Raw genomic sequence first — 23,511 nt, forward strand, 5'->3', positions numbered from 1 at the left:
TATTGCCTGTGAGACAACTCAACGCGCCTCGCCGGACAAAACCTTCGCGGCCTTGCGCTTCAACACCTCAAGATCAATCACCGGCACCGCCATTTCCTTGGCCTGCTCATCCCACTGCCGCATTCGCAAACTGACCGCACACAACGGATCTTGCTCGAAGGCTTCGGCCTCTTCAGTGCTCATCACTCCGCCCTGGTATTCCAGAGTGCGGCGACTGGCTTCACTCAAGCGCTCGTAGTACCCAGGCTCTTTGAGCGTCAGATAACGCTTGGCCTGAACGTGGTATTCCACAAGCCGCGCCATGCGCTCACTGAAACCTGCGCGGCGTAAATAATCCGCGCCCAACCGTTCGTGACTGACCACGCCGAAGCCGCCCATGTTCTCGGCGTTCTCGGCGCAGATATGCCCGATGTCGTGGAAGAACGCGGCCAACACCACTTCGTCATCGAAGCCCTCGGCCATGGCCAGTTCCGCCGCCTGTGACATGTGCTCGATCTGCGACACCGGCTCGCCGATGTAATCGCTGTCACCAAAGCGCTCGTACAACGCGAACACCTCAGCGATCACTTGCTCATTGCAGCCCATCAAAGCTCTCCCAACACACTCGCTACGTTGCGTTCAGCCATCGCCGGCCCGACGCTCATGCCGACACCCGTGTGCATCAGTGCCACGCTCACACCCGGCATCGGATGCAGAAACGAGAATGGCCCCGGCCCCCGTGAACCATAGACACCCTGCCAGCGTTCGACCACTTGCACCTTGCAACCCAACGTCTGCTCGGCCAGTTCAATCATCCAGTTGTCCACTTGCTCGGCATTGAACGGCGACGGGTCGCTGCCGTAATGGTGGGAGTCGCCGATGATCAACTCACCGTAAGGCGTCGGGCTGATCAGCAGGTGAATGCCGTTTTCATGCAGGTGCGGTTCCTCGCGCAGGATTTGCGCTTGCACCGCCGCCGCTTCCGGCAGATCGGCGAAGGCGCCGTAGTGCACGCAACTCAAACCGGTGAGCAACGCGTGTTGCAAATTGAGGTTGATTTGCGGTCGAGCGCGAAGCATTTGCAGGCGGCAGATTTGCGGGTTGAGCTTGGCGATCGGCTCGGCCAGCAGCGTCTGATAATCGTGGCCGGAACAGACGATGATCTGTTCGGCGCTGAAGGATCCGGCGGTGCTGTGCAAGCGGCCGGGCTCGATGTCGCGCACCAGGGTGGAGAAGTGAAACTCGACGCCGAGTTCTCGGTGCAGGTAGTCGATCAGCGCTGGTATCGCTTCACGGGAATACAATTGTTGATCGTCCATGCCGTGTAACGCGGCGCGGTGATGGCTGAACTGACCGCGGTACAAATCGCGCAATTCAGCGCCGCGCAACAGGTCGACGCGGTAACCGTGCTCCACGGCGCGACCGGCGCAGAAGGCTTCCAGCAGGTGTTCTTCGGCTTCGGTGCGGGCAAACAGGTACGAGCCGTTGCGCTTGAGTTGCATACCGGCGAGCTGCGCCCATTGGCCCCAGATCTCGCGGCTGGCCTTGGCCAGTTCAAGCATCGGGCCCGGGGGTTGGCCGGTGACCAGTGCCTGGCCGAAGTTGCGTACCGAGGCGCCCAAAGGCGTTTCGCTGCGCTCGAAAACGGTGACTTTCAGACCGCGCTTGGCGGCGGCGTAGGCGTGGGACAGACCGAGAATGCCGGCACCGACGATCAGCATGTCGTTATGTTGTGTCATGGGGTTTTGTCCTGAATTCGAAGCCGCCTTCGCGAGCAGGCTCGCTCCCACAGGGGAATGCATTCCAAGTGTGGGAGCGAGCTTGCTCGCGATGAGGCCCTGTCAGCCGATGAAGATCTTACTTGGCAGCCACTTTCTCGGACTTGCCGTCATAGCGCTTGCGCCACTCGGTCAGGATTTCGTCGCGATTCTTCGAGGCCCAGGCAAAGTCGTTCTTGATCAAACGCTGCTCATAATCCGCCGGCAATTCGGTTTGCGGCTTGGCGATACCTGGCTGCGCGAGGACGGCGAAGTTCTCTTTATAAAGCTCCATCGCCGCCGGGCTGGCGGAGAAGTCAGCCAGTTTCTTCGCCGCGTCTTCATGCGGTGTGCCCTTGATCACGGCGGTGGCTTCGATCTCCCAGCCCAGGCCTTCTTTCGGCAGGATGATGTCCAGCGGCGCGCCCTGGCGTTTCAACTGAACGGCCGGGTATTCAAAGGAAATACCGATCGGGAATTCACCCGCCGCCGCCAGTTTGCAAGGCTTGGAACCGGAGTGAACGTACTGGCCGATGTTCTGGTGCAGACCGTCCATGTACGCCCAACCCTGCTTCTCGCCGAAGGTTTGCAGCCAGGCGCTGACGTCGAGAAAACCGGTGCCGGACGAAGCCGGGTTGGGCATGACGATCTTGCCTTTGTACTCAGGCTTGGTCAGGTCCTGCCAGCTCACGGGTTTGCTCAAACCCTGTTTTTCGGCTTCAACGGTGTTGAAGCAAATGGTCGCGGCCCAGACGTCCATGCCGACCCAGGCCGGCGGGTTGGCGGCGTCGCGGTAGTTGCCGCCGATTTTGCCGAGGTCCTTCGGCGCGTAGCTTTGCAGCATGCCTTGCTGGTCAAGGATCGCCAGGCTCGAAGCGGCCAGGCCCCACACCGCATCAGCCTGCGGGCGGGCTTTTTCGGCCAGCAGTTTGGCGGTGATGATGCCGGTGGAGTCGCGCACCCACTTGATCTCGACGTCCGGGTTGGCCTTTTCGAAGGCTTCTTTATAGGTCTTCAGTTGTTCGGCTTCGAGGGCGGTGTACACCGTCAACTCGGTTTTCGCCGCGAAGGCATTCAGGCTGAAAGCGGTGAGGACAGCAGCGGCCAGGGCCATAGGCTTGAACATGATCTTTTCCTGTTTGAGTTGAGGTTTGCGGGATTGGAAATCAGTGACCAGGCGCGGTCTGCCGCCAAGCCTGGGAGCGGCGCAGCAAACCGCGCGAAGCCCAGGCCAGCAGCAGGGACACGCCCGCCGAGGTGAACAGAATCAAAGTCGACATCGCCGCCGCGCCGCCGACGTTGCCGGCGTCGTCCATGTTCAGCACCGCCACCGCTGCGAGGATGGTGTCGGGGCTGTAGAGGAAGATCGCCGCCGAAACGGTGGTCATGGCCGAGACGAACAGGTAGCGCACGATGTCCAGCAGCGCCGGCAGGCAGATCGGCACGGTGACGCGCAGGTAATGCCGATACAGCGGCGCCTTGAGTGACAGCGCGGCGGCTTCGAACTCGGCGTCGAGTTGGCGCAACGCGGTGGTGGCGGTCATTTGAGCAGTGGTCAAATAGTGAGCAATGGTGGAGACCACCAGCAGGGTCATGGTCCCGTAGAGCACATGCAGCGGGTTGCCGGTGAGGTTGAAGAAGAAGACGTAACCCAGACCGAGCACCAGACCCGGCACCGCCATCGGTACGAAACTGAGCATGCGCAGGGTCAGGTTCAGCCCGCGCTGGCCCTTGGTTTTTTCCATCAGGTACGCGCCGGTAAAGATCAGCACGCTGCCGATCAATGCCGTGCACAGCGCCATCTTCACGCTGTTGCCATAGGCCAGCCAGCCGCCGCCCGCCGTGTCGTTGAACTGGTAATGATTGAGCGACAGCGACAGGTTGTACGGCCAGAATTTCACCAGTGACGAATACACCGCCATGCCGAACACCAGCAGCAACACCGCACAGATCAGCAGCACGATCGCCAGGTAGCAGCCGTCCCGCAGCTTCGAAGGTGCCGGTTGAAAGACCTGTGCCCGACCGCTCATGGAATCGCCGTGACGCCGACGCAGCCAGGCGTCAACACCGAAGCTGAACAGCGCCGGCAGCAGCAGGACCATGCCGATCAATGCGCCGCGACCGAACTGTTGCTGGCCGACTACGGCTTTGTAGGCTTCCAGCGCCAGCACCTGATAATCGCCACCGACCACCACGGGCACGCCGAAATCGGTGATGGTCAGGGTGAACACCAGACAGAACGCCGCGAACACAGCCTGACGAGTCGCCGGCCAAGTGATGCTACGAAAGGCTTTCGCCGGACTGGCGCCCATGCTGGAGGCGGCATCGAACAATCGCGCATCTGCCAGGGACAGCGCCGACAGCAGAATCATCAGCGCGTGTGGGAAGGTGTAGATGACCTCCCCCAGAACAATGCCCCAGAAGCCGTAGATATTGTCCGAGAGCAAACCGCGCAGCATGCCCTGGTTGCCGAACAGATAAACCAGCGCAATGCCCGGCAACATCGATGGCGCCATCAGCGGCAACAGCGACATCCCACGCCAGATGCCTTTACCTGGAATCAATGTGCGTTGCAGGGCGTAGGCAAACAGGTAAGCCAGCGGTACGACAATCGCCGCCACGCTGAGGGAAACTTTCAGGCTATTGCCGAGCAACCAGTGGAAATTGGCACTGGTCACCAATTCACGGGCAGCCACCAGACCGCCGCCCTGCCCGGTTTCCGAACTGAAACCGCGCCAGAAGATCGCCAGCAACGGCATCAATACCGCAACGCAGAGCAACACCAACAACAGGACTTTGCCGCCGACCACGAACACCCGGTCGCCGATTTCGGCACGGGAGGTCTGCCGAACCTGCTTGTGCGGTATCGGCAGCGCGAGGTTCGCGCTCATCAGGCAAACACCTGCAGGCTGCGCGGAGGCAAGGCGACCATGATCTGCTGCGCGCCGAGGCGTGGCATGGCTTCCGGTGCCAGTTCCGCGAGCAATGCGTGGCCCGGCAGTTGATCGAGTTCGAAGCTCATGCGGCAGCGGTTGCCGAGGAAGGTGATCTCGCGAACCTTGGCCGGGAACAGGTTTTCTTCATGCACCGGCGGGTTGACGTTGATCGCTTCGGGGCGGCAGAACAGACGGCCCGACGTGGTTTTGGCGCTGCCATCCGCCAGGCGCATGCTCATCCCGCCGACCTGGGCGTGGCTGTCGCTGCTGCGCTGAAATGGCAGCCAGTTGCCCTGACCGACGAACTCCGCCACAAACGGTGTGGCCGGGCGGTCGTAGATTTCCTGTGGCGTGGCGTATTGCTCGACCTTGCCGTTGTTCATCACGGCGATGCGGTCGGCCATCAGCATGGCCTCGTCCTGATTGTGGGTGACCATCAGGGTGGTGATGCCAAGGTTGCGCTGCAGCTGGCGCAGTTCGGTGCACAGATGCTCGCGGACTCGGGCGTCGAGGGCCGACATCGGTTCGTCCAGCAACAACAAGGAAGGCGCCGGCGCCAATGCCCGAGCCAGTGCGACGCGCTGCTGTTGGCCACCGGACAATTGTCCAGGGTACTTTTTCTCACTGCCGATCAGGCCGACCAGCTCCAGCATCTGACCGACACGCTTGCGCACTTCATCGCGACCACTGCCGGCGAGGCCGTAGGCGATGTTCGCTTCGACGGTGAGATTGGGGAACAGCGCGTAGGATTGAAACAGAATGCCGTAGTCCCGAGCCTGAGGCGCCAGGTGGGAAACGTTGCGATCGCCGAGGTACAACTCGCCGCTGTCCTGCTTCTCAAGACCGGCGATGCAACGCAGCAAGGTGGTTTTGCCGCAGCCCGACGGACCGAGCAGACACACCAGTTCACCGGCCGCCACGTCGAGGGAAACGTTATCCAGCGCGGTGAAGGCGCCGAAGCGCTTCTGCACGCCGCGCACTTTCATCGGGGCGCCGGGGTTGGTCAGGGCAGTTGCGATCGAGTGGTTCATGGACAGGCCTCATCAAGCAGATGAGGGCCATCCTAGATTTGTAATGCGTCCGTCATGTGGCAGTGAGGCAAAAACGGCTGATAGTGGTATTCAGGGATTTGGGTTGCCTGCACTGGCGCCATCGCGAGCAAGCTCGCTCCCACAGGGGAACGCATTTCAAAATGTGGGAGCGAGCTTGCTCGCGATGAGGCCAGACCAGGCAACCGAGATATCAGGCCGGAGCCATTTCCTGCGCCAGGCCGAGAAATGCCGCTGGCAAACGCGCGCCTTTGCGTTCCTTGAGGCAATACAAATACTCGGGAATCTGCGGCGCATTCTCGATGGTCAGCACGCGTAGTTGCGGATCATGCGGCACTTCCTGCCGGGCAATGATGCTGATGCCGATATTGCGCAACACCGCCTCACGGATCGACTCACGGCTGCCAATCTCCAGCAGCGGCCCGAAACTCACCCCGGCGCTGACCAGCAATTCCTCGGTCAGACGTCGAGTGGTCGAGCCCGATTCGCGCATCAATAACGTATGCCCGGCCAACGCACTGAGCGGCACATGGTCGTGGACCGCCAGCGGATGATTGCGATGCACCGCCAGCACCAGAGGATCGCTGCCGAGCACCCGGCGAATCAGCCGTGCATCGTCGAGTAACTGCGACGACGCCGCGACATCCACCCGGTAATCCTCCAGGGCTTCAAGCACCTGCTGGGAGTTGCCGATTTCCACCGACACTTCCACCTGCGGCAAGCGCTCGCGAAAAGTCTTCACCAGATCGAGGATGTAATACGGCGCGGTCGCGGCGATGCGCAACGTGCCTTGGACCTGACCGCTGTTGCGCAGGAAAAACTCGATGTCGGCTTCCTGCTGCAACAGCGCCTTGACCATCGGCAGCAACCGCGCGCCTTCATCGCTGACGCTGAGGCGGCGGCCACCACGGTAGAACAGTTCAACCGAGTACTGGCTTTCCAGATTGCGAATCTGCGTGGTCACCGTGGGTTGGCTCAGGCCGAGTTTTTTCGCCGCCAGGGTAATGCTGCCCAGGCGGGCAACCATGTAAAACGCCTTCAGCTCGGCACTCAGCACACCCTTTCCTCATCGCTTATTTGCGCAACAGACGCAAACCGTTGAACACCACCAACAGGCTCACGCCCATGTCGGCGAACACCGCCATCCACATGGTGGCGATCCCGGCGAAGGTTACCCCAAGAAAGATCGCTTTGATGACCAATGCCAGGGCAATGTTCTGTTTGAGGATGCTTGAGGTTTGCCGTGACAGCCGGATGAAGGTCGGGATCTTGCGCAGATCGTCGTCCATCAGGGCGACATCGGCAGTCTCGATGGCGGTATCGGTGCCCGCCGCCGCCATGGCAAAACCGATCTCGGCTCGCGCCAGCGCCGGAGCGTCGTTGATGCCGTCGCCGACCATGCCGACGTTATGGCCCTGTGCATAAAGGGCTTCGATGGCTTGCAGCTTGTCGGTCGGCAGCAGATCGCCCTTGGCCTCGTCGATGCCGACTTGCGCGGCAATCGCCTGAGCGGTGTGGACGTTGTCGCCGGTGAGTATCAGGGTTTTGATGCCCAGGTCGTGCAGTTGCTGGATCGCCTCGCGGCTGGACTCTTTCACCGTATCGGCCACGGCGAACAGCGCCAATGGGCCGGATTTGTCGAGCAGCAGCACCACGGACTTGCCCTGTTTCTCCAGCGCGAACAGCTTTTCCTCCAGTGCAGGCGAGCACAGGTTCAGGTCTTCCACTAAGCGGTGATTACCCAAGTGGTAAACCTGACCATTGATTTCTCCGCGTACACCGCGACCGGCCAGCGCCTCGAAGTTATCCACAATCAGCGGTGCGAGTTGTTTATCCACAGCCGCGTTGGCGATGGCCAAGGACACCGGGTGATCCGAACGACCGGCCAACGCCGCCGCAATCGCCGGGGCTGATGCGTCAGCGGTTGGATCAAGCGACAGGTAATCGGTCTGCACCGGTTTGCCGTGCGTGATCGTGCCGGTCTTGTCCAGCGCCAGGTAATCGAGTTTGTAACCGCCCTCCAGATAAACGCCGCCCTTCACCAGAATGCCTTTGCGCGCCGCCGCCGCGAGGCCGCTGACGATGGTCACTGGCGTAGAAATCACCAGCGCACATGGGCACGCAACCACCAGCAACACCAGTGCCCGGTAGATCCAGTCGAACCATACGGCGCCCATGAACAGTGGCGGAATCACAGCGACAGCGAGCGCCAGGATGAACACCGCAGGGGTGTAGATTTTCGAGAAACTGTCGACGAAACGCTGGGTCGGCGCCCGCGCGCCTTGGGCCTGTTCCACGGCGTGGATGATTCGCGCCAGGGTCGAGTTGCTGGCCGCTGCGGTTACCGAGTACTCCAGGGAACCGGCCTGATTGATGGTGCCGGCGAAGACTTTATCGCCGACGGTCTTCTCCACCGGAAGGCTTTCACCGGTGATCGGCGCCTGATCAATGGTAGAACTGCCCGACACCACTTCACCGTCCAGACCGATTCGCTCGCCGGGACGCACCCGCACCCGCGCGCCCAGCTCAATCGCTTTGACAGGCTGCAAGACCCAACTGCCGTCGGCCTGCTGCACCGTGGCCTGTTCCGGGGTCATCTGCATCAGACCACCGATAGCGTTGCGCGCCCGGTCCAGAGACTTGGCTTCGATCAACTCGGCCACGGTGAACAGGAACATCACCATCGCAGCTTCCGGCCACTGACCGATCAGGATCGCGCCAGTCACCGCGATACTCATCAGCGCGTTAATGTTCAGGTTGAGGTTTTTAAGTGCGATCCAGCCCTTTTTATAGGTGCCGAGGCCGCCGCTGAGGATCGAGATCAGCGCGATGATCGCCACAACCCAGTTCGGCGCAGCGCTGGTGAAGTGGATGACTTCGGCAGTCAGTGCACCAATACCCGACAGCGCCAAGGGCCACCAGGGCTTTTTCTCGGAGGTCGGCGCTGGCGGCTCAACGCCCTGCTCCAGCGGTTCGGCCTGCATGCCGAGGGACTTGATCGCGTCGATGATCGGCGCGGTGCTCGGCAAGTCATGGGTGACGCCCAACACGCGGTTGATCAGGTTGAATTCCAGTTGCTGCACACCCACGAGTTTGCCGAGTTTGTTCTCGATCAGCGTCTGCTCGGTCGGGCAATCCATGGCGTCGATGCGGAAACTGCTCAGTCGCGCGCCAGCGGTCGGCGTTTCGCTGAGTTTGATCAGCGACGGTGCCGCCACTTTGGAAGAACAGCAGGAATCCCTGTGGCTGCCATGCTCATGGCTTTCTTTGTCATGCTGGGGCACAGGCTGCAGCTTGTGGCTGTGATCGTGATCGTGATCGTGATCGTGATCAGCCTCGGGTTTGTGCGTGTGAAGGGAATCGCTCATTGGGTCGCGTCCGGAAAGGTGCCTGTTGCCAAGTAAAGACCCTGTAGCCACTATAGGGTCAAGCACCCATTTGGAGATTGCCGTCATGAAGATTGGAGAACTGGCCAAACTCACCGACTGCGCCGTGGAAACCATCCGCTACTACGAGCGCGAAAACCTGCTGCCGGAACCGGCCCGCAGCGACGGCAACTACCGCGTCTACACCCAGGCCCACGCCGAGCGCCTGACTTTCATCCGCAATTGCCGCACGCTCGACATGACACTGGAAGAAATCCGCAGCCTGCTGGCCCTGCGCGACAGTCCGCAGGATCAGTGCGAAAGCGTGAATGCGTTGATCGACGAACATATTCATCACGTGAAGGCGCGGATCGATGGGTTGCTGGCGTTGCAGACGCAACTGCTCGACCTGCGCCAACGTTGTGGCGAAGGGCCGGAGATTGATCAGTGCGGGATTTTGCAGCGGCTTGAAGTGAGCGGCGGGGTTGTGGCGACGGAGGTGGAGCATTCCCATGTTGGCCGCAGTCACGGCCACTAAAAACACCGCAAAACAAATGTGGGAGCGAGCCTGCTCGCGATAGCGGTTGTTCAGTCACATCGATATCGGATGTGCCGACGTCATCGCGAGCAGGCTCACTCCTACAGGGGTATTGCGTGGTGTTTTATACTGCCATCGGCGCGGTCATTGGGGCGTGGTGCTCGTAGCCTTCGAGCGAGAAATCGCTCGGCTCGATCTGCTCCAGCCACCGATTTTCTACCCCTGCTATTTTGCTCGCACGTCATAACGGCTACCGATTTTAATAGCCAGTCACAACAAGCACCGCACTGATATTGCTATGATGGCACCCTTTTGCAGATCTTACAGATCCAGACTTGTTGGCCTCCAGTTAGTCCACCCTTTACCTGAAAATACTCGCAGCCCGATATCTATAAAAGTTTGACCAATGGAGTGATGACGTTGAAAGCAGTGGAATTGCCCGCTATTGATAAACTGGTCAAGTCGCCTCTACATGGCGAGTGTGATGTGATCATCGTCAATTACAACGCAGGTGAATTTTTGGTTACTTGTGTAGGGTCGGTATTTGCCGCCGGTGCTTCCAGGGTAATTGTGGTGGATAACAACTCCCACGATGATAGTTTGATGACGCTGGAGCGAACTCATACTCCCGGCGACTCGCTTCAAATCGTACGCAATGCAACCAACCTCGGCTTCGCCGTGGCGTGCAACCAAGGCGCCCTCCTGTCAGCGGCCCCCAATGTATTGTTTTTGAATCCGGACAGCGTACTTGCCGTAAATGCCATAGACCTTTTGCTAGTGGCTCTGCACAGCTCGCCAGAGATTGGTATGGTCGGAGGATTTCTGTGCAATCCAGACGGCAGTGAACAAGCCGGCGGGCGCCGAGTATTTCCGACACCCAGACGCGCTTTCATGCGGGCTTTCGGGCTTTCGCGGCTCGCAAAGTTTTTCCCATCTGTGTTTTCCGACTTTTTACTGCATAAAGAGCCTCTACCTAAAACCCCCATTGTCGTTGAAGCCATTTCCGGGGCTTGCATGCTGGTCAAGCGTGAAGCTATCGAAAGTGTCGGACTGTGGGATGAAAACTATTTTCTTCACTGCGAGGACCTGGATTGGTGCATGCGCTTCCGCCAGGCGGCCTGGAGCGTTCTATTCGTGCCGGATGCTCAGGTAACGCATATATTCGGTGGATGCAGTCGTAATCGCCCCTATTTCGTCGAATGGCACAAACACCGTGGGATCCTGCGCTTTTACAGCAAATTTTTCCGCCGCAAATACTCTGTCCTCTTGTGGATCAGCGTGGTTGTCGGGGTCTGGTTTCGTTTCAGCCTGATGACCATTCGCCACGCCGTTATCCAGCTTTCAAATGTATTGAATCTACGGAAAGAGACCTGAATTGCGGATAGGAATATTGGGAGGCTCCAGCTTCCTGGGTGAGCGCGCACTGCCATTGCTTGCACAAGCTGGCAATCAGACGACCGCCTTTACTCAAAGGCTACCCAAGGCTGCCTGTCCCGGCGTTACTTGGCGAAATGCTGACAACTGGCACGGGCTGACGCTGGACATCTTCCTGTCATTTGCACCTATCTGGGTTTTACCTGACTACTTGGAACGCCTCGCCAATACAAACGTCAAGCGAGTTATCGCCTTGTCCTCCACGAGCCGCTTTACCAAAGAAGCATCGCCTGATTCCCTGGAAAGGGTCTTGGCGCAGCGCTTGATAAATGCAGAAGAACAGCTCGAGAAGTGGGCGACCGAACGACAAATCGAATGGGTGATTCTGCGACCGACAATGATCTACGGATTTGGGCGCGACAAAAACATTACTGAAGTGGCACGCTTCATTCAACGCTTCGGATTCTTCCCGCTAATCGGGGGCAGTACTGGATTACGCCAGCCGGTACATGGTGATGACGTCGTTCAAGCATGTCTGTCAGCCATGGAAACTCCAGGCCTGCAAAGTGGTGGTTACAACCTTTCAGGGGGAGAAACCTTGCCTTATCACACAATGGTGAAAAGAATATTTCAGGCTCAGGGACGCCCAGAGCGAACGCTGGCCCTCTCCGCCAAAACATTGAGCATGATTGTTTCAGTTATGCGGTGCCTGCCACGCTACCGGCATCTTTCAAGCGCGCTAGTGGAGCGCATGAACCAAAATTTGGTATTTGACCATTCGGACGCCAGTGATCGGCTTGGCTTTTCTCCCAGACCATTTCATTTGACGCTCGAAGACTTGCCGGGGCATTGAAATTACATTCAGCAACGGACCTTCCCGTCACTGCCTGACTCAGACTCGGTAACACCTGATCAACCTACGGCTTACCCCTTCCCGGTCTTTTCGGGAAAAAGCTCGTCGCGATGAACGTGGGCTTGCCAAGGGCCCCATTTGCTTTCGAAGTACGCCTGGTTTTTGTCCCAGAGTGCCTGATACTCACCACTGGCTATCAGCTTCCTGAACGATGCCTGCCCATAATGATGGATAAACGCATCCTCGGCACAGACAGTTCGATAGCCACTAGCCTGCACGCGACGACTGTAATCGTCATCCTCGAACATACCAATACCGAATGCCTCATCCAGAAAACCAACCTCTTCCAGGACGTCCCTGCGAAGAGCAACACAAAACATGGCAAGCATCGAAATATCGAACAGCCGTCCCTTGTGAGCTTCGGTGTAGCCATCTGCAAAATCGTGCATCTGTTGAATGTCGGTGTAGGGAACTTCGATTTTCGCTTCGTTTCCTACAGCGTTTGTGACCGGTCCTACCAAGCCAATTCTCGGGTTCCTTAAATGACTGACTAACGGGTCCAGCCATCCTTTAGGAACCACAGTGTCATTATTGAGCAGCAGCAGAATGTCACCGTCAGCTTCTCGCAAACCTTGATTGTTGGCAGCAGCAAAGCCCCGGTTTTCCGGGTTGAGTATGATCTTCACCGACGACACTTCTTGACGCAGGCGCTCAAGATAATCACAAGTACCATCGTCAGACCCATTGTCGACAACAATGAGCTGGTAGTTGGGCCACGTTGTGTTGCGCAGAATACTATTTACACATTGAACCGTCAGATTGAGATTGTTGTACGTGATAAGCACGATGGAGACTTTTTCGTACAGCCCGACGATGGCAAGTTGCGTACTGTTGAATCGATCCTTCCAGTCATTAGCGCGGGCGAGCTCTACGCGCCTTTTGTACATAACAAGATCGCGCTCAGCCAAAGCGCACTCAATCTGCTCGATGAACTCATCGACCCCGGTTGCGAAGTACAGCAGGTCTTTATAGACGCTCATTTCTTTGAGCGGAGTGGATATCACCGGCTTGCCTGCACTGATGTACTCATAGAACTTAACCGGATCGACCGCGTGCGTCACGTTGTAGAGCTTGAAGGGGATCAGGCAGGCATCGAAATGGTCCAGATAAAGTGGCATTTGCAAGTAAGGCTTCCTGCCCAGCAACTGCACATTGGGCTTGTGCTCAAGGCCCGCCAGATCATCGACGAAAATATCCCCCACCAGAATGAAGTTCCAATCTGGTCGCCTGTCCGCTAACGCTGCCAACAATGGATAATCCAGCCATTGCGCCAAGGCACCATAGTAGCCAATCACAGGCCCGGTAAGTTCGCTCAGCACGTCATTTGCAAAACAGTGTTGTTGGAAAAAAGTGAAATCCACTGCGTTTTTGACCAGCACGCATCGTGCGTTACAAGCGCGCCATTTCTGGTAAAGCATGGCGGCAGAAACGGTCACCAGATCAGCCTGGGCAACCAGGATCTTTTCCTCACTCAGTAGTTGTTCGCCGATGTTCGGAAAACCGTCCCAGTCATCCATGCAGTCATACTGAATTCGCCAGCCATGCACGGATCGCAGCCTGAGCGCCAAGGGGCTCCAATAAGCAATATGGACCACCGAGAGGGCAGTTTTTATCTGCATATCTGCTACCAGCGCAGCAACGGCTCGCAGGTAAATCTGGTTATTCTCAGGCGTCACTATTTTTTCGTAATACTCCTCTTGCGCGTCGTGCTGCAGTGCCACCTCAAATATATTGGGTGCTACGGACGTCATCCTATAGAGCTGTCCTTGTTCAGGCACACTGGATGGGATGACATAAAACACCCGATAACCATTGCGCGCAAACTGACTCATCAACTGCTGCGGTCGCTGGAATCGTGCGGCCCAATCGATATTGGCGAAACAAAGAATATCCAGGCGCCCTGCGGTTACGAAATCCGGATCCACCTCAGGCATCAGGAACGGCGCTGGTGCTGCGGGATACACGATTGCGTCCACTGTCTGGGGAGACGCTTGCCTTGTTGAAAAACCATAACGCATCAACCGGACAAGAGAACGCAGTGGTCGGGTGAAACGCCACGAGCGGGTATTTTGCAGAAAGTCTATTTTTGCCAGCGCGGTATCGCGCTCATTGATGGCTGCATCTCTTTGAGCCAAAGCTGCGTCGCGGTCGATCAAGATGCTATCGAGCTTAAGCACGTGGGTACCCATGCAACGGAGTGGTGTCGCCCTGCGGCCACATGGAGCTGACAGAGCCAGGACGATAGAACGTTGCAGTCAGGCTGCGGCGTGAAGAATTGCAGCCGCCCACCACCTGCGTGACGGCATGCCAGGAGTTATCCGAGCGCACCAAAATCGCCGAATTGCCAACCAGGGGTTCGATCTCGGCAACAACAGAGGCGGGATCATTGCTACGTAAAATATTCAGGCAACCGCCGTCGTTGCGGTGCCATGACTCATTGAAATACAGGATATGGGTAACCAGTTTATCTGGCAGATCCGGATGGGCTCCGAGGCTGCCACCAGGACCGTAATGAAACACGTTGACCTCCATCGGCGCATTGTGCAGATCGATCCCGGTCAGTTGCGACATGGCATCCCGATAGTCAGCCGAACCAAGATCCCGCGCCAGACTCAGCCATGCCTCGCTCAGATCTTCGGGAAAAACAATTGTATTAGTCCCCATGCTCACCAGGGCACGAGCCTCATAGTCATAATTTTTCTCGCCACCATAACCACTCACCGTCTTGAAGTGATCATGGGGAAAGGACTCTGCCAACGCTGCGGCATCCTGGGCCGAATACAGATTGCCGATTTCAGCCCATGAGAACGGGTGAGCGTTTAGAGCGGCTGGCTCAAGGCGCGAGAGATCTAACATTATCTATCCTTGTTCGTTGTCAGGTTTCTGATGCCACGGGCGATGGAGCGCAGTGGTGCAGTCATTCGGAATGAGCTGGAATTTTGCAATTCAAGAACCCTGGCATCACTTAGCGCTAGTTGCTGACTGAGCTGAGAAATCTGCTGTTGCTGAGCAAGCTCCAGTATTGGCAGGTTTTGCGCTGGATTGATGATCTCAGGCACGATGGATTTTACCGGACACTCAGCTTGCAATACATCACAGCCCTCGACTGCTGCTTCGAGCAAATTTGGCAGATTTTGCAAAAATGCGCCCAACACTGGCTGGGACGAGGTTTTGCCTTTGCGAATGATCTCAGCGACCCGATCCCAGTGCTCAACCAACTTATCTGCCGCTGCGCGAGCTGCGAGCGAGGGACTGGTTTTCCCCACGCGTGCGATAAACCATTGAGGGTCGACGGTCGCGGCATCCGGCAATGCATGGAGTGAGTCGAATTCAGCCAGCGCAGTGTATTTGCCAGCCGTCAGATCCGCCGAGCAAAACACTGGGACCCCAAATGCCAGCGCGGTTATTGCCAAATGGTAGCTATGTCCGATCACGGCTTGCGCCTGGCTGATAATTTCAGCCATCAGCAAAGGCTGTGGCCAAAACGACAAGGTGATGGCGCGGGGCAGGCGCTTGGCAATGATCGATGGATCATCACCTAGAACGGGGCCAATCGGAATAACCAGAAACTGATAGTGCTGGAACGCCTCGGCGTGGTCTTCAAACAGCTGTACAAAAGATTCAACCACGTGAATGGCGTGAATCACGATATACGGCCCGGTCAACGCTGCGTGCTCGCGCAGGCGGGTGAACTCACTGGAGGGGCGTTGCTCATCGATCAGACGAGGCAAGCCAAATGCGGTATCAGGCAGTACTTCAATCCCGGCCTGGCTAGTGAGCGCGCCAAGGGCATCACGTGACAATGTGTCGCGTACACGCACGTACTGGCTTTGCTCGAGGGCCATCGTCAACAACGGCTTGGCCCAGACGGGAATACTGTTGCAATGCATCCCGGGGGCATTCCACATTACCGGGACCCCATGCTGTAACGCGATTAGCGCAGGTGTAAGCCAGTAACCCGTAGGGTGATGGATATCGGGGGTTGTCGGACCATAGCCATGGGCAACGACTTTATCAAATCGGATCAGAAAACCACCGCCGATTAGAATGCCATCCAGACTACCCGCAATACGAGGCAGTTCCGTCAGTGACGTCACCGTATACGGCCATTCAGATTGGGTTTTCGCGTTGTAGGAAAACCGATGCAGGTTAATTGAGCCCAAACGCTGAGTAAGCTCAGCCTCGGCAATGATCGGAAACAACAGATCGCCGTAGTTTTCTACGTCAAAGGTACCGAATATAGCGACCTGCCATGGGGACTCATTTATGTGCTCTGTCAAAATTTCAGCCTCCTTGAGTCCGCCATCGGGTATCCCGCAGGTCTTGAACAGGTACTCATCCGGCCGAGGGCTGACACTCTGCAGGCCCAGATCAACCATGCCCAAAAAGTTTTTTGAGTTCGGCAACATGTCGAACGCCAATGGCGCTACCTGCTTTTCAATCAATTGTGAGGTGTCTTCAGTCAGTCCGTGCAGGAGCTTGAGGGTGACGTGGTAGCGACCCGCAGCGAGGTTGGCCGGGAAGCGTACGGTGATCGCAGTACGTCGCCAGCCATTTTCGGCGGGGCCAGCCTGCAGTGCGAAATTCGCTCCACCAATCACCAGTAGCCTTGCCTCCTGAATGGTGAAGCTGATGTTGGGTTGACTGATCGACTCATGAAGCAACGCCTCAATGCGAATTTCGATGTCGTCGCCATACATGTAACTTGAGAAAAGCTCCTGAGTGTTGCTGAAACAGGCAGAACTGATGTACCCCTCTTCGGTACCGAAAGCAATGCCGTCCTGACCACCCATGAATGATTTGCGCGTAACCGGTACGACACCGCCACTGGCCCATCGGCGCTGCTCGTCGCGCATGTCGAGCAAGTACAACTCCGCCATTTCATCGGGCGCGCCGCTGGCGACTACCTTGCCTTCGCGCAGATAAATGACCCGATGGCAAAAACGTTTGACCATGCTCATGTCATGTGAAACGAACAACAGCGTCGTGCCTTTCGCGGTCAAATTTTCCAGTCGATTCAGGCATTTGAACTGGAAGGATGCGTCGCCGACAGAGAGGGCCTCATCGACGATCAGGATATCGGGCTCTACACAGACCGAAACAGCGAAGGCTAACCGTACCAGCATCCCGCTGGAGTAGATTTTAGTGGGCTGATCGATGAAGTCGCCGATATTGGCGAAGGCGATGATTTCATCAAAGCGAGCGTCGATTTCCGAGCGACTCAAGCCCAGCACCGCCGCATTCATGTAGACGTTATCCCTGCCGGTGAACTCCGGATTGAAACCAGCCCCCAACTCAAGCAACGCAGCAATCCGGCCATGCCCCCGGACACTGCCGCGGGTTGGCATCAACGTCCCGCAAATCAGTTGCAACAACGTAGATTTGCCACTGCCATTACGACCGATGATACCGACTGTCTCACCCTTTCCGACCGTCAGGGAAACATCGTCAAGGGCCCAGAATTCGCGATAAAAACGCTTCCTGCCGCGCATCAACATCTGCAGCAGGCGGTCCTTGGGTGCATCATAGATTTGATAGCACTTGCCCAGGTTCTCGGCGCTGATGGCCATTTCAAACGACATCCGCAAAAACCTTCCGTGAGTCACTACCGATATTCTGGAGTGCTTTAAAAATAGTGCTGAGCAGGGCGCTGCGAGCTAGTTGAGCACAGATTAGGATGAAAACACGACTTCGCCCAGCCTCCTCTTCACTTTGCCACCTGAAGACCGATCCCATCCTCAGGAAACGACTGATGATCCGGCAGGATGAACTAGCCCCCCGCAAAAAAGGCTTTACTGAACGGGTTTTGATTGTAGGGAAACTTCAGTACGCGTAATGTAATGCCCTGTTTTAGAAGTCGACAGCATCTGCTGGCCTAGACCAGTCTCATAGCACAATAGATCAGCATGCAGTGCTACGACCAAACAGGTGCACCGGGGCTGATTCGTTTTGAGTGGCTCGACAGTTCAACTGTTGAATGGTATTAGCTCACCGCTTCACGTCGAATGCGCCACTGCATAGATTTATATTTGGCCTACTACTCCATGAGGACACTCAGGGAGCACGTGATCGACATCCTTTTTAAGGATTAAGCCACTGATGCAGCCGTTCAGCACTTCCCCCGCGGCCATGATCAAGAGTGTTCTGATCAATCGAAACTTAATCCATGTCTTGATCCGCAGAGAAGTAGTCGGTCGCTATAAAGGCTCGATGCTCGGCATTTTCTGGTCGTTCTTCACGCCCGTTTTCATGCTGGTGGTCTACACGTTCGTATTCAGTGTTGTATTTAAAGCCCACTGGGCTGGCGGCGGTGATTCCAAGAGCGAATTCGCACTGGTGCTGTTCGCTGGCCTGCTGGTATTCAACCTGTTTTCCGAGTGCGTGAATCGTGCGCCAGGACTGGTATTGGCGAATACCAACTACGTCAAGAAAATTGTGTTCCCACTGGAAATACTGCCCTTTGTGTCGCTCGGTGCAGCCCTGTTCCACACGATTGTGAGTCTCCTGGCCTGGCTGGTCTTCTATATCGCACTGTTCGGTATCCCACCTGTCACCATTTTTCTGCTGCCGCTAGTGCTTTTCCCCTTGTTATTGCTAACGCTGGGCATCTCCTGGTTTCTCGCTTCGATTAGCGTCTACCTGCGCGATATTGGTCAGTTCATCGGCATTATCATCACAGCGATGTTGTTTCTTTCACCGATTTTTTATCCACTTTCGACGCTTCCGGAAAGCTATCAAACCGCTTTGCAGGCAAACCCCCTAACCCTTCCTGTAGAAATGGCTCGCGATGTACTTTTCTGGGGCAAGACACCGCAATGGGGCAACCTGGCCGCTTATTCGGCAATGTCCCTGCTAATTGCCTGGTCCGGTTTTGCCTGGTTCCAGAAAACACGCAAAGGCTTTGCCGATGTCATCTGAAATTGTTATCCGTGTTGAGCAGCTCAGCAAACGCTATCACGTCTATGAAAAACCCATGCACCGCCTGCTGCAGATGTTTTCAAGGCAACGCAAGCAATACTTCAAGGTTTTCCCCGTACTGAACGACGTGAGCTTCGAGATAAAAAAAGGGGAAACGGTCGGCATCATCGGCCGCAATGGCAGCGGCAAATCAACGTTGCTGCAGATGATCTGTGGCACGCTGAACCCAAGCAGCGGCCAGGTCACCACCCACGGCCGTATCGCTGCATTGTTGGAGCTTGGGTCTGGATTCAATCCGGAGTTCACGGGGCGCGAAAACATCTATCTCAACGGTGCGATGCTGGGCCTCAGCACTGCTGAGATCGACGAGCGCTATGCCGCCATCGAAGCCTTCGCCGAAATTGGCGAATACATTGAACAACCGGTCAAAAGTTATTCCAGCGGAATGTACGTCCGTCTGGCGTTTGCAATCCAGGCCAACATCGATCCTGAAATCCTGATTGTCGACGAAGCGCTCGCGGTCGGTGATGCCCATTTTGTCCATCGCTGCATGGACCGCCTGCATCAGCTCCAGGAGCGAGGTACTTCCATCCTGCTCGTGACCCACGACAGCATGCTGGTCAAACGCTTCTGCGATCGCGCGATATGGCTGCATCAAGGCAAAGTGCAAAGTATCGGCGCAGCCAACGGCGTCGTTGATGACTATCTGGCGTGGCTCTTTCAAATGCCTGTCGTCAGTGAAACAAAGAACCTTGAGCCATTGCTCCCCGTGCAGGTGGGTAACGACGAAGAACATATTGCAAATATCGACAGGCGCTTGGGCGATCAGCGCTGCCAGATAATTGGTGCACGTCTGTACGATAAAGACAGAAACCCAACCGACGAGGTACAAGGTGGTTCTGATGTCATCCTCAGATTCACCGTGACCAACGTCAGCTTGCCCCGTGACCACTCGCTGGTATTCGGTTACATCGTCAGGAATTTCAGAGGCGAGGAAATCGCAGCGACCAACACACGCCTGGAAGGCATGACCGCGGAGCGATTCACGGCCTTCGGCGAGCGCATTACGGTCGAAGCGAGAATCCACATCCCTCTGCTACATCCAGGGCACTACTCGATCAGTGTCGGCACCTCCTATGAACAGGACGGTGAGCTGCAACTGAGAGTAGCCGACCGAATTATCAATGCGCTCGTCTTCAGCGTAAGTTGCCACAAGAAAATCAGCACCATGACCTGTTTCGATACCGAGTTCAGCCTTCAGCGAGCGCCGCAATGTTCATAATTTTTGGCAGCCCACGTTCGGGCACGACGTTCCTCAAAGAATCGCTGAACCAGAATCCGGCAATCGTCATTCCTCACGAAACCGACTTTATCGTTCCGCTCGCGTTTTTGATCGATCGCATACGCGACGAACAAATCGGTCGACGACTCGTTGCGCAAATGATTGTTTCGACCAAGGACTTTGCCGCCAGCATCGGCTGCTACCTTGCCCCGAGTGAAGTCGAGAATTGCGTCTACAGCGCTGATTACAACGTGCCTGCCATACTCGAAAGCCTGTATGCACTGGTCGCCGAGAAAACAGGAGCCTCCATCGCCGGGGATAAATCCCCCAATGATTTGGGCTCATTCGGGATCCTGCGCAATACCCAGGTATTCAACTCGAACATCAAAGTGATCCATATCGTGCGGGATGTACGTGACGTCGTATTGTCCCTGCAAAGTACCGCTTGGGCACCTCAGAACATTGAGAAGACATTCCCTGGTATCTGGAACAACACCAACCTCAACCTCCGACGGTTCGCCACTCAAAAACCGGAAAATTACTTTTTCGTCCGTTATGAGGACCTCGTGGCGGGCCCTGAGTCCATACTCCAGCCCTTATGCGATTTCCTTGATGTGACGTTCGACGATCGAATGCTTGATTGGCAGAGTCTCGGCAAGGATTTGCGGCATTTGCCCCATCACAAAAATCTCGGCCAACCGCCACTGAGCAGCCGTTGCTACGCCTGGAAAGATCTCGGCGACGCGGCCAGCTTCCCATGGGTTGCACGAGCCAGTGAGGCGCTGCAGGAGTTCGACTATGAACTCGCGCCGAATGGCCAGCAGTAACTGAGCGAGACAAAACCTCGCCGCTCAAGATTTGTATTAGAACGATCAACTCGTGAACGGTAGATACCGTGCCTGAGTTGATCGCATTTACCAAAGGACCAGAAAACCGCATGGAACAGATCAATCGTCTTGTTGATTGCATCGACCAACTGACTCGCTCAACTGAATCCAGATCCGTCGAAGCTTTGCAGCTCGTCAAGGAAATCGAGAATCGAGATCGTCTGATCGATCAACTGCGCACTGATTCAAGAGAGCTCCAGACTCGCCTTTCACTTCAAGAACACGAAGCCCAACTGCTGTGCGAGCAGTTGCAGGCAACTGAAGAGCGTCTGAAAGATGCGGGGGTATTACTCCAGGCAAAAGAAAGCGAGGCTGTCGCCATTTCCGATTGGGCGGTGGATTTGCGCACCCGACTGGCCACAAAACAAGCGGAACTACTCAAGCTTTCTGACTGGGGCAGCGCCATCGAACGCGCACCGCTGCGCTATTCGATACGCAAACTTCTATTTAAATTATCCCGTGGGATTTACGCACGGCTACCGCTCACTGCAAACCAAAAAAGCAGGCTGGCGCGTCGTATTCGAAGCTGGTTAAAACCACGCAAGGCAACATCAGGCGAACCACTGACGTCGTCGAGCATTACATCGTTGCAGCAGCTCCCGTCACCTCAAACAAATGTTGAAGTACAGTCTTCAACTGAGCATCCCACTGTCTTGATGTTCGGAGTCATTGACTGGCACTTCCGCATTCAGCGCCCGCAAAACCTGGCCAAAGAGCTGGCGAAAGCGGGACAGACGACATTTTATATCTCGAACCACTTTATCGACGACGAGGCACCCGGCTTCGAAGTAGAACCACTGAATGAGTCCAGCGGACTCTTCCAGATCCGCCTCAAGGTTCTCGGTGCACCGGCTATTTATCATGCTCCCCCCTCGGCGGCCGCGATACGCCAGCTGTGCCAGAGCGTTGCCATGCTGTTGCAATGGGCGAACGTCGGTGCTGTGGATTGCATTGTCCAGCATGCCTACTGGTTCCCGTTGGCAAGACGTATCCCAAACTCCACGCTGATCTATGACTGCATGGATCACCATGAAGGCTTTGGCAACGTTGCGCAGGAATTGCTCGACCTTGAAATCGCCTTGATGCGCAGAGCGGACCTGCTGGTAGCCACATCTGACTGGATTGAACAGCACGGCAAGCGAGAAAACCGCAACGTAGAAGTGATCCGCAATGCCGGTGAGTACGACTTCTTCAGCAAGCGTCCCGACAACGTCTACCGGGATCCTGAAAATAGAAAGATCATCGGTTATTACGGCGCCATTGCCGAATGGTTCGATCTGGACCTGATCAAGCAAGTCGCCCAATCCTTCCCGCAGCATCTGATACTGCTGATCGGTAATGATACGGTGCAGGCGAAAAAATACCTCAAGGCTTGTCCGAATGTGGTCATGGAAGGCGAAGTTCCGTATGCCTCACTGCCGCACTATCTCCATGCAATCGACGTTTGCCTGCTTCCGTTCAAAGTCATTCCGCTGACCCTGGCCACCAACCCGGTAAAGGTCTACGAATACTTGAGCGCGGGGAAACCCGTGGTGTCGGTGAAACTGCCAGAGTTGAGCCAGTTCGGGGAACTGGTCTGGGCAGTTGAAAACCCGACTGACTTCGTCTCGGCAATACACGATATTCTGGAAACACTGCCAGAGGCCAACTCCACGCTGCAAGCGCGTCAATCGTTCGCACAGGGCCAGACCTGGAAGCATCGGGCCGCAAGTTTGCGTCAGGCTATCGACACCTTGCCCCAGCCTAAAGTCAGCGTCGTGGTGTTGACCTATAACAACCTGGAGCTGACCAAGGCCTGCCTCGACAGCCTGTTGACCCAGAGCCACTACGCGAACCTTGAGATTATCGTCGTCGATAACAACTCCAGCGACCAGACCCCTGCATTCCTCACCGCCTGGTCAGATGGACATCCAGACCGGATCGTCATCCTCAACCCTGACAACAAGGGATTCGCAGCGGGCAACAATGTGGGGCTCGCAGCGGCCAGCGGCGAGTATATGGTTGTCCTGAACAATGACACGGTGGTCACCGCTGGCTGGATCAAAGGCTTGATCCGTCACCTGCAGGACAATAAGGACATCGGGATCATCGGCCCGATCACTAACAACATCGGCAATGAAGCAAAAGTCAGCACTCGCTATAGCAGGATAGAAGACATGCACGCCGAGTCATCAGAAATGACCCGCATCCGCATGGGCCAGTGGTTCGAAATCAATACCCTGGCCTTTTTCTGCGTCATGTTCCCGCGCTCGACCTATGAGCAAATAGGTGGCCTGTGCGAAGAGTATGGTCTGGGGTTCTTCGAAGATGACGATTACTGTCGTCGCGTGCAGCACAGCGGCATGCGTGCGGCCTGTGCCGAAGATGTCTTCGTTCACCACCACTTGTCCGCCTCGTTCAACAAATTAGGTGCAGAGAAAAAACAAGCACTTTTCGAAACAAACAAAGCGATTTACGAGCGCAAGTGGGGACCTTGGGTTCCGCACACGTACCGAGACGTATAAGCAGCCCGT

17 protein-coding genes and 1 pseudogene are annotated in these 23,511 nt (G+C 56.3%); 7 read left to right on the plus strand and 11 right to left on the minus strand.

Translation table 11 applies throughout. The features are described 5' to 3' along the window. Nucleotides 1–18: 18 nt before the first annotated feature. From VD17_RS10050 to VD17_RS10080, 7 genes are all read right to left on the minus strand, one after another. On the minus strand, nucleotides 19–585 hold the full coding sequence (locus VD17_RS10050) for a phosphonate degradation HD-domain oxygenase (RefSeq protein ID WP_046053704.1): 567 nt from the start codon (nucleotides 583–585) through the stop codon (nucleotides 19–21). Further along, a complete protein-coding gene (locus tag VD17_RS10055; RefSeq protein ID WP_046053705.1) occupies nucleotides 585–1,718 on the minus strand; it encodes a TIGR03364 family FAD-dependent oxidoreductase in 1,134 nt (377 codons plus the stop codon). The genes VD17_RS10050 and VD17_RS10055 overlap by 1 nt, the downstream gene beginning before the upstream one ends. 118 nt (nucleotides 1,719–1,836) lie before the next feature. After that, nucleotides 1,837–2,862: a putative 2-aminoethylphosphonate ABC transporter substrate-binding protein gene (locus VD17_RS10060; RefSeq protein ID WP_046053706.1), complete on the minus strand. Its 1,026-nt coding sequence runs from the start codon at nucleotides 2,860–2,862 to the stop codon at nucleotides 1,837–1,839. Nucleotides 2,863–2,902: 40 nt separating this feature from the next. Further along, complete coding sequence (locus tag VD17_RS10065; protein ID WP_046053707.1) at nucleotides 2,903–4,627, minus strand: putative 2-aminoethylphosphonate ABC transporter permease subunit; 1,725 nt, start codon at nucleotides 4,625–4,627, stop codon at nucleotides 2,903–2,905. After that, complete coding sequence (locus tag VD17_RS10070; protein WP_046053708.1) at nucleotides 4,627–5,703, minus strand: putative 2-aminoethylphosphonate ABC transporter ATP-binding protein; 1,077 nt, start codon at nucleotides 5,701–5,703, stop codon at nucleotides 4,627–4,629. The genes VD17_RS10065 and VD17_RS10070 overlap by 1 nt, the downstream gene beginning before the upstream one ends. 211 nt (nucleotides 5,704–5,914) lie before the next feature. Further along, complete coding sequence (locus tag VD17_RS10075; protein WP_046053709.1) at nucleotides 5,915–6,778, minus strand: LysR family transcriptional regulator; 864 nt, start codon at nucleotides 6,776–6,778, stop codon at nucleotides 5,915–5,917. 16 nt (nucleotides 6,779–6,794) lie between these two features. Then, nucleotides 6,795–9,089 carry a heavy metal translocating P-type ATPase gene (locus VD17_RS10080; protein WP_046053710.1) on the minus strand — a complete coding sequence of 765 codons (2,295 nt, stop codon included), beginning with the start codon at nucleotides 9,087–9,089 and terminating at the stop codon, nucleotides 6,795–6,797. Nucleotides 9,090–9,174: 85 nt separating this feature from the next. Here VD17_RS10080 and cadR point away from each other — a divergent pair, with 85 nt between their 5' ends. From cadR to VD17_RS10095, 3 genes are all read left to right on the plus strand, one after another. Then, complete coding sequence (cadR, locus tag VD17_RS10085; protein WP_027926516.1) at nucleotides 9,175–9,624, plus strand: Cd(II)/Pb(II)-responsive transcriptional regulator; 450 nt, start codon at nucleotides 9,175–9,177, stop codon at nucleotides 9,622–9,624. Nucleotides 9,625–10,053: 429 nt separating this feature from the next. Further along, nucleotides 10,054–10,998 (plus strand): glycosyltransferase family 2 protein, encoded by a 945-nt coding sequence (locus tag VD17_RS10090; RefSeq protein ID WP_259674552.1) that lies wholly within the window; start codon nucleotides 10,054–10,056, stop codon nucleotides 10,996–10,998. A 16-nt stretch (nucleotides 10,999–11,014) separates the two neighbouring features. Then, nucleotides 11,015–11,851 carry an NAD-dependent epimerase/dehydratase family protein gene (locus VD17_RS10095; protein ID WP_259674546.1) on the plus strand — a complete coding sequence of 279 codons (837 nt, stop codon included), beginning with the start codon at nucleotides 11,015–11,017 and terminating at the stop codon, nucleotides 11,849–11,851. Nucleotides 11,852–11,922: 71 nt separating this feature from the next. Here the strand turns inward: VD17_RS10095 and VD17_RS10100 are convergent, their stop codons facing one another. From VD17_RS10100 to VD17_RS32580, 4 genes and pseudogenes are all read right to left on the minus strand, one after another. Next, nucleotides 11,923–14,088, minus strand: a complete 2,166-nt coding sequence (locus VD17_RS10100) for a glycosyltransferase (protein ID WP_080931992.1) — start codon at nucleotides 14,086–14,088, stop codon at nucleotides 11,923–11,925. Next, nucleotides 14,081–14,767: a 2OG-Fe(II) oxygenase gene (locus VD17_RS10105; protein ID WP_046053713.1), complete on the minus strand. Its 687-nt coding sequence runs from the start codon at nucleotides 14,765–14,767 to the stop codon at nucleotides 14,081–14,083. The genes VD17_RS10100 and VD17_RS10105 overlap by 8 nt, the downstream gene beginning before the upstream one ends. Continuing rightward, a complete protein-coding gene (locus VD17_RS32575) occupies nucleotides 14,767–16,191 on the minus strand; it encodes a polysaccharide pyruvyl transferase family protein (RefSeq protein WP_259674553.1) in 1,425 nt (474 codons plus the stop codon). The genes VD17_RS10105 and VD17_RS32575 overlap by 1 nt, the downstream gene beginning before the upstream one ends. 48 nt (nucleotides 16,192–16,239) lie before the next feature. Beyond that, nucleotides 16,240–17,493 (minus strand): annotated as a pseudogene (locus VD17_RS32580) (ABC transporter ATP-binding protein); the annotation flags it as partial. 517 nt (nucleotides 17,494–18,010) lie between these two features. Here VD17_RS32580 and VD17_RS10115 point away from each other — a divergent pair. The 4 genes from VD17_RS10115 (at nucleotide 18,011) to VD17_RS10130 (ending at nucleotide 23,502) form a co-directional block, all read left to right on the plus strand. After that, nucleotides 18,011–18,829, plus strand: a complete 819-nt coding sequence (locus tag VD17_RS10115; RefSeq protein ID WP_046053715.1) for an ABC transporter permease — start codon at nucleotides 18,011–18,013, stop codon at nucleotides 18,827–18,829. Continuing rightward, nucleotides 18,819–20,111, plus strand: a complete 1,293-nt coding sequence (locus tag VD17_RS10120) for an ABC transporter ATP-binding protein (protein WP_046053716.1) — start codon at nucleotides 18,819–18,821, stop codon at nucleotides 20,109–20,111. The genes VD17_RS10115 and VD17_RS10120 overlap by 11 nt, the downstream gene beginning before the upstream one ends. Continuing rightward, nucleotides 20,102–20,938 carry a sulfotransferase family protein gene (locus VD17_RS10125; protein WP_046053717.1) on the plus strand — a complete coding sequence of 279 codons (837 nt, stop codon included), beginning with the start codon at nucleotides 20,102–20,104 and terminating at the stop codon, nucleotides 20,936–20,938. The genes VD17_RS10120 and VD17_RS10125 overlap by 10 nt, the downstream gene beginning before the upstream one ends. 68 nt (nucleotides 20,939–21,006) lie before the next feature. Next, nucleotides 21,007–23,502 carry a glycosyltransferase gene (locus VD17_RS10130; RefSeq protein WP_259674548.1) on the plus strand — a complete coding sequence of 832 codons (2,496 nt, stop codon included), beginning with the start codon at nucleotides 21,007–21,009 and terminating at the stop codon, nucleotides 23,500–23,502. The last annotated feature ends 9 nt before the right edge of the window (nucleotides 23,503–23,511 follow it).

Source organism: Pseudomonas fluorescens (assembly GCF_000968015.1).
In the GTDB taxonomy this organism is placed as follows: Bacteria; Pseudomonadota; Gammaproteobacteria; order Pseudomonadales; family Pseudomonadaceae; genus Aquipseudomonas; species Aquipseudomonas fluorescens_W.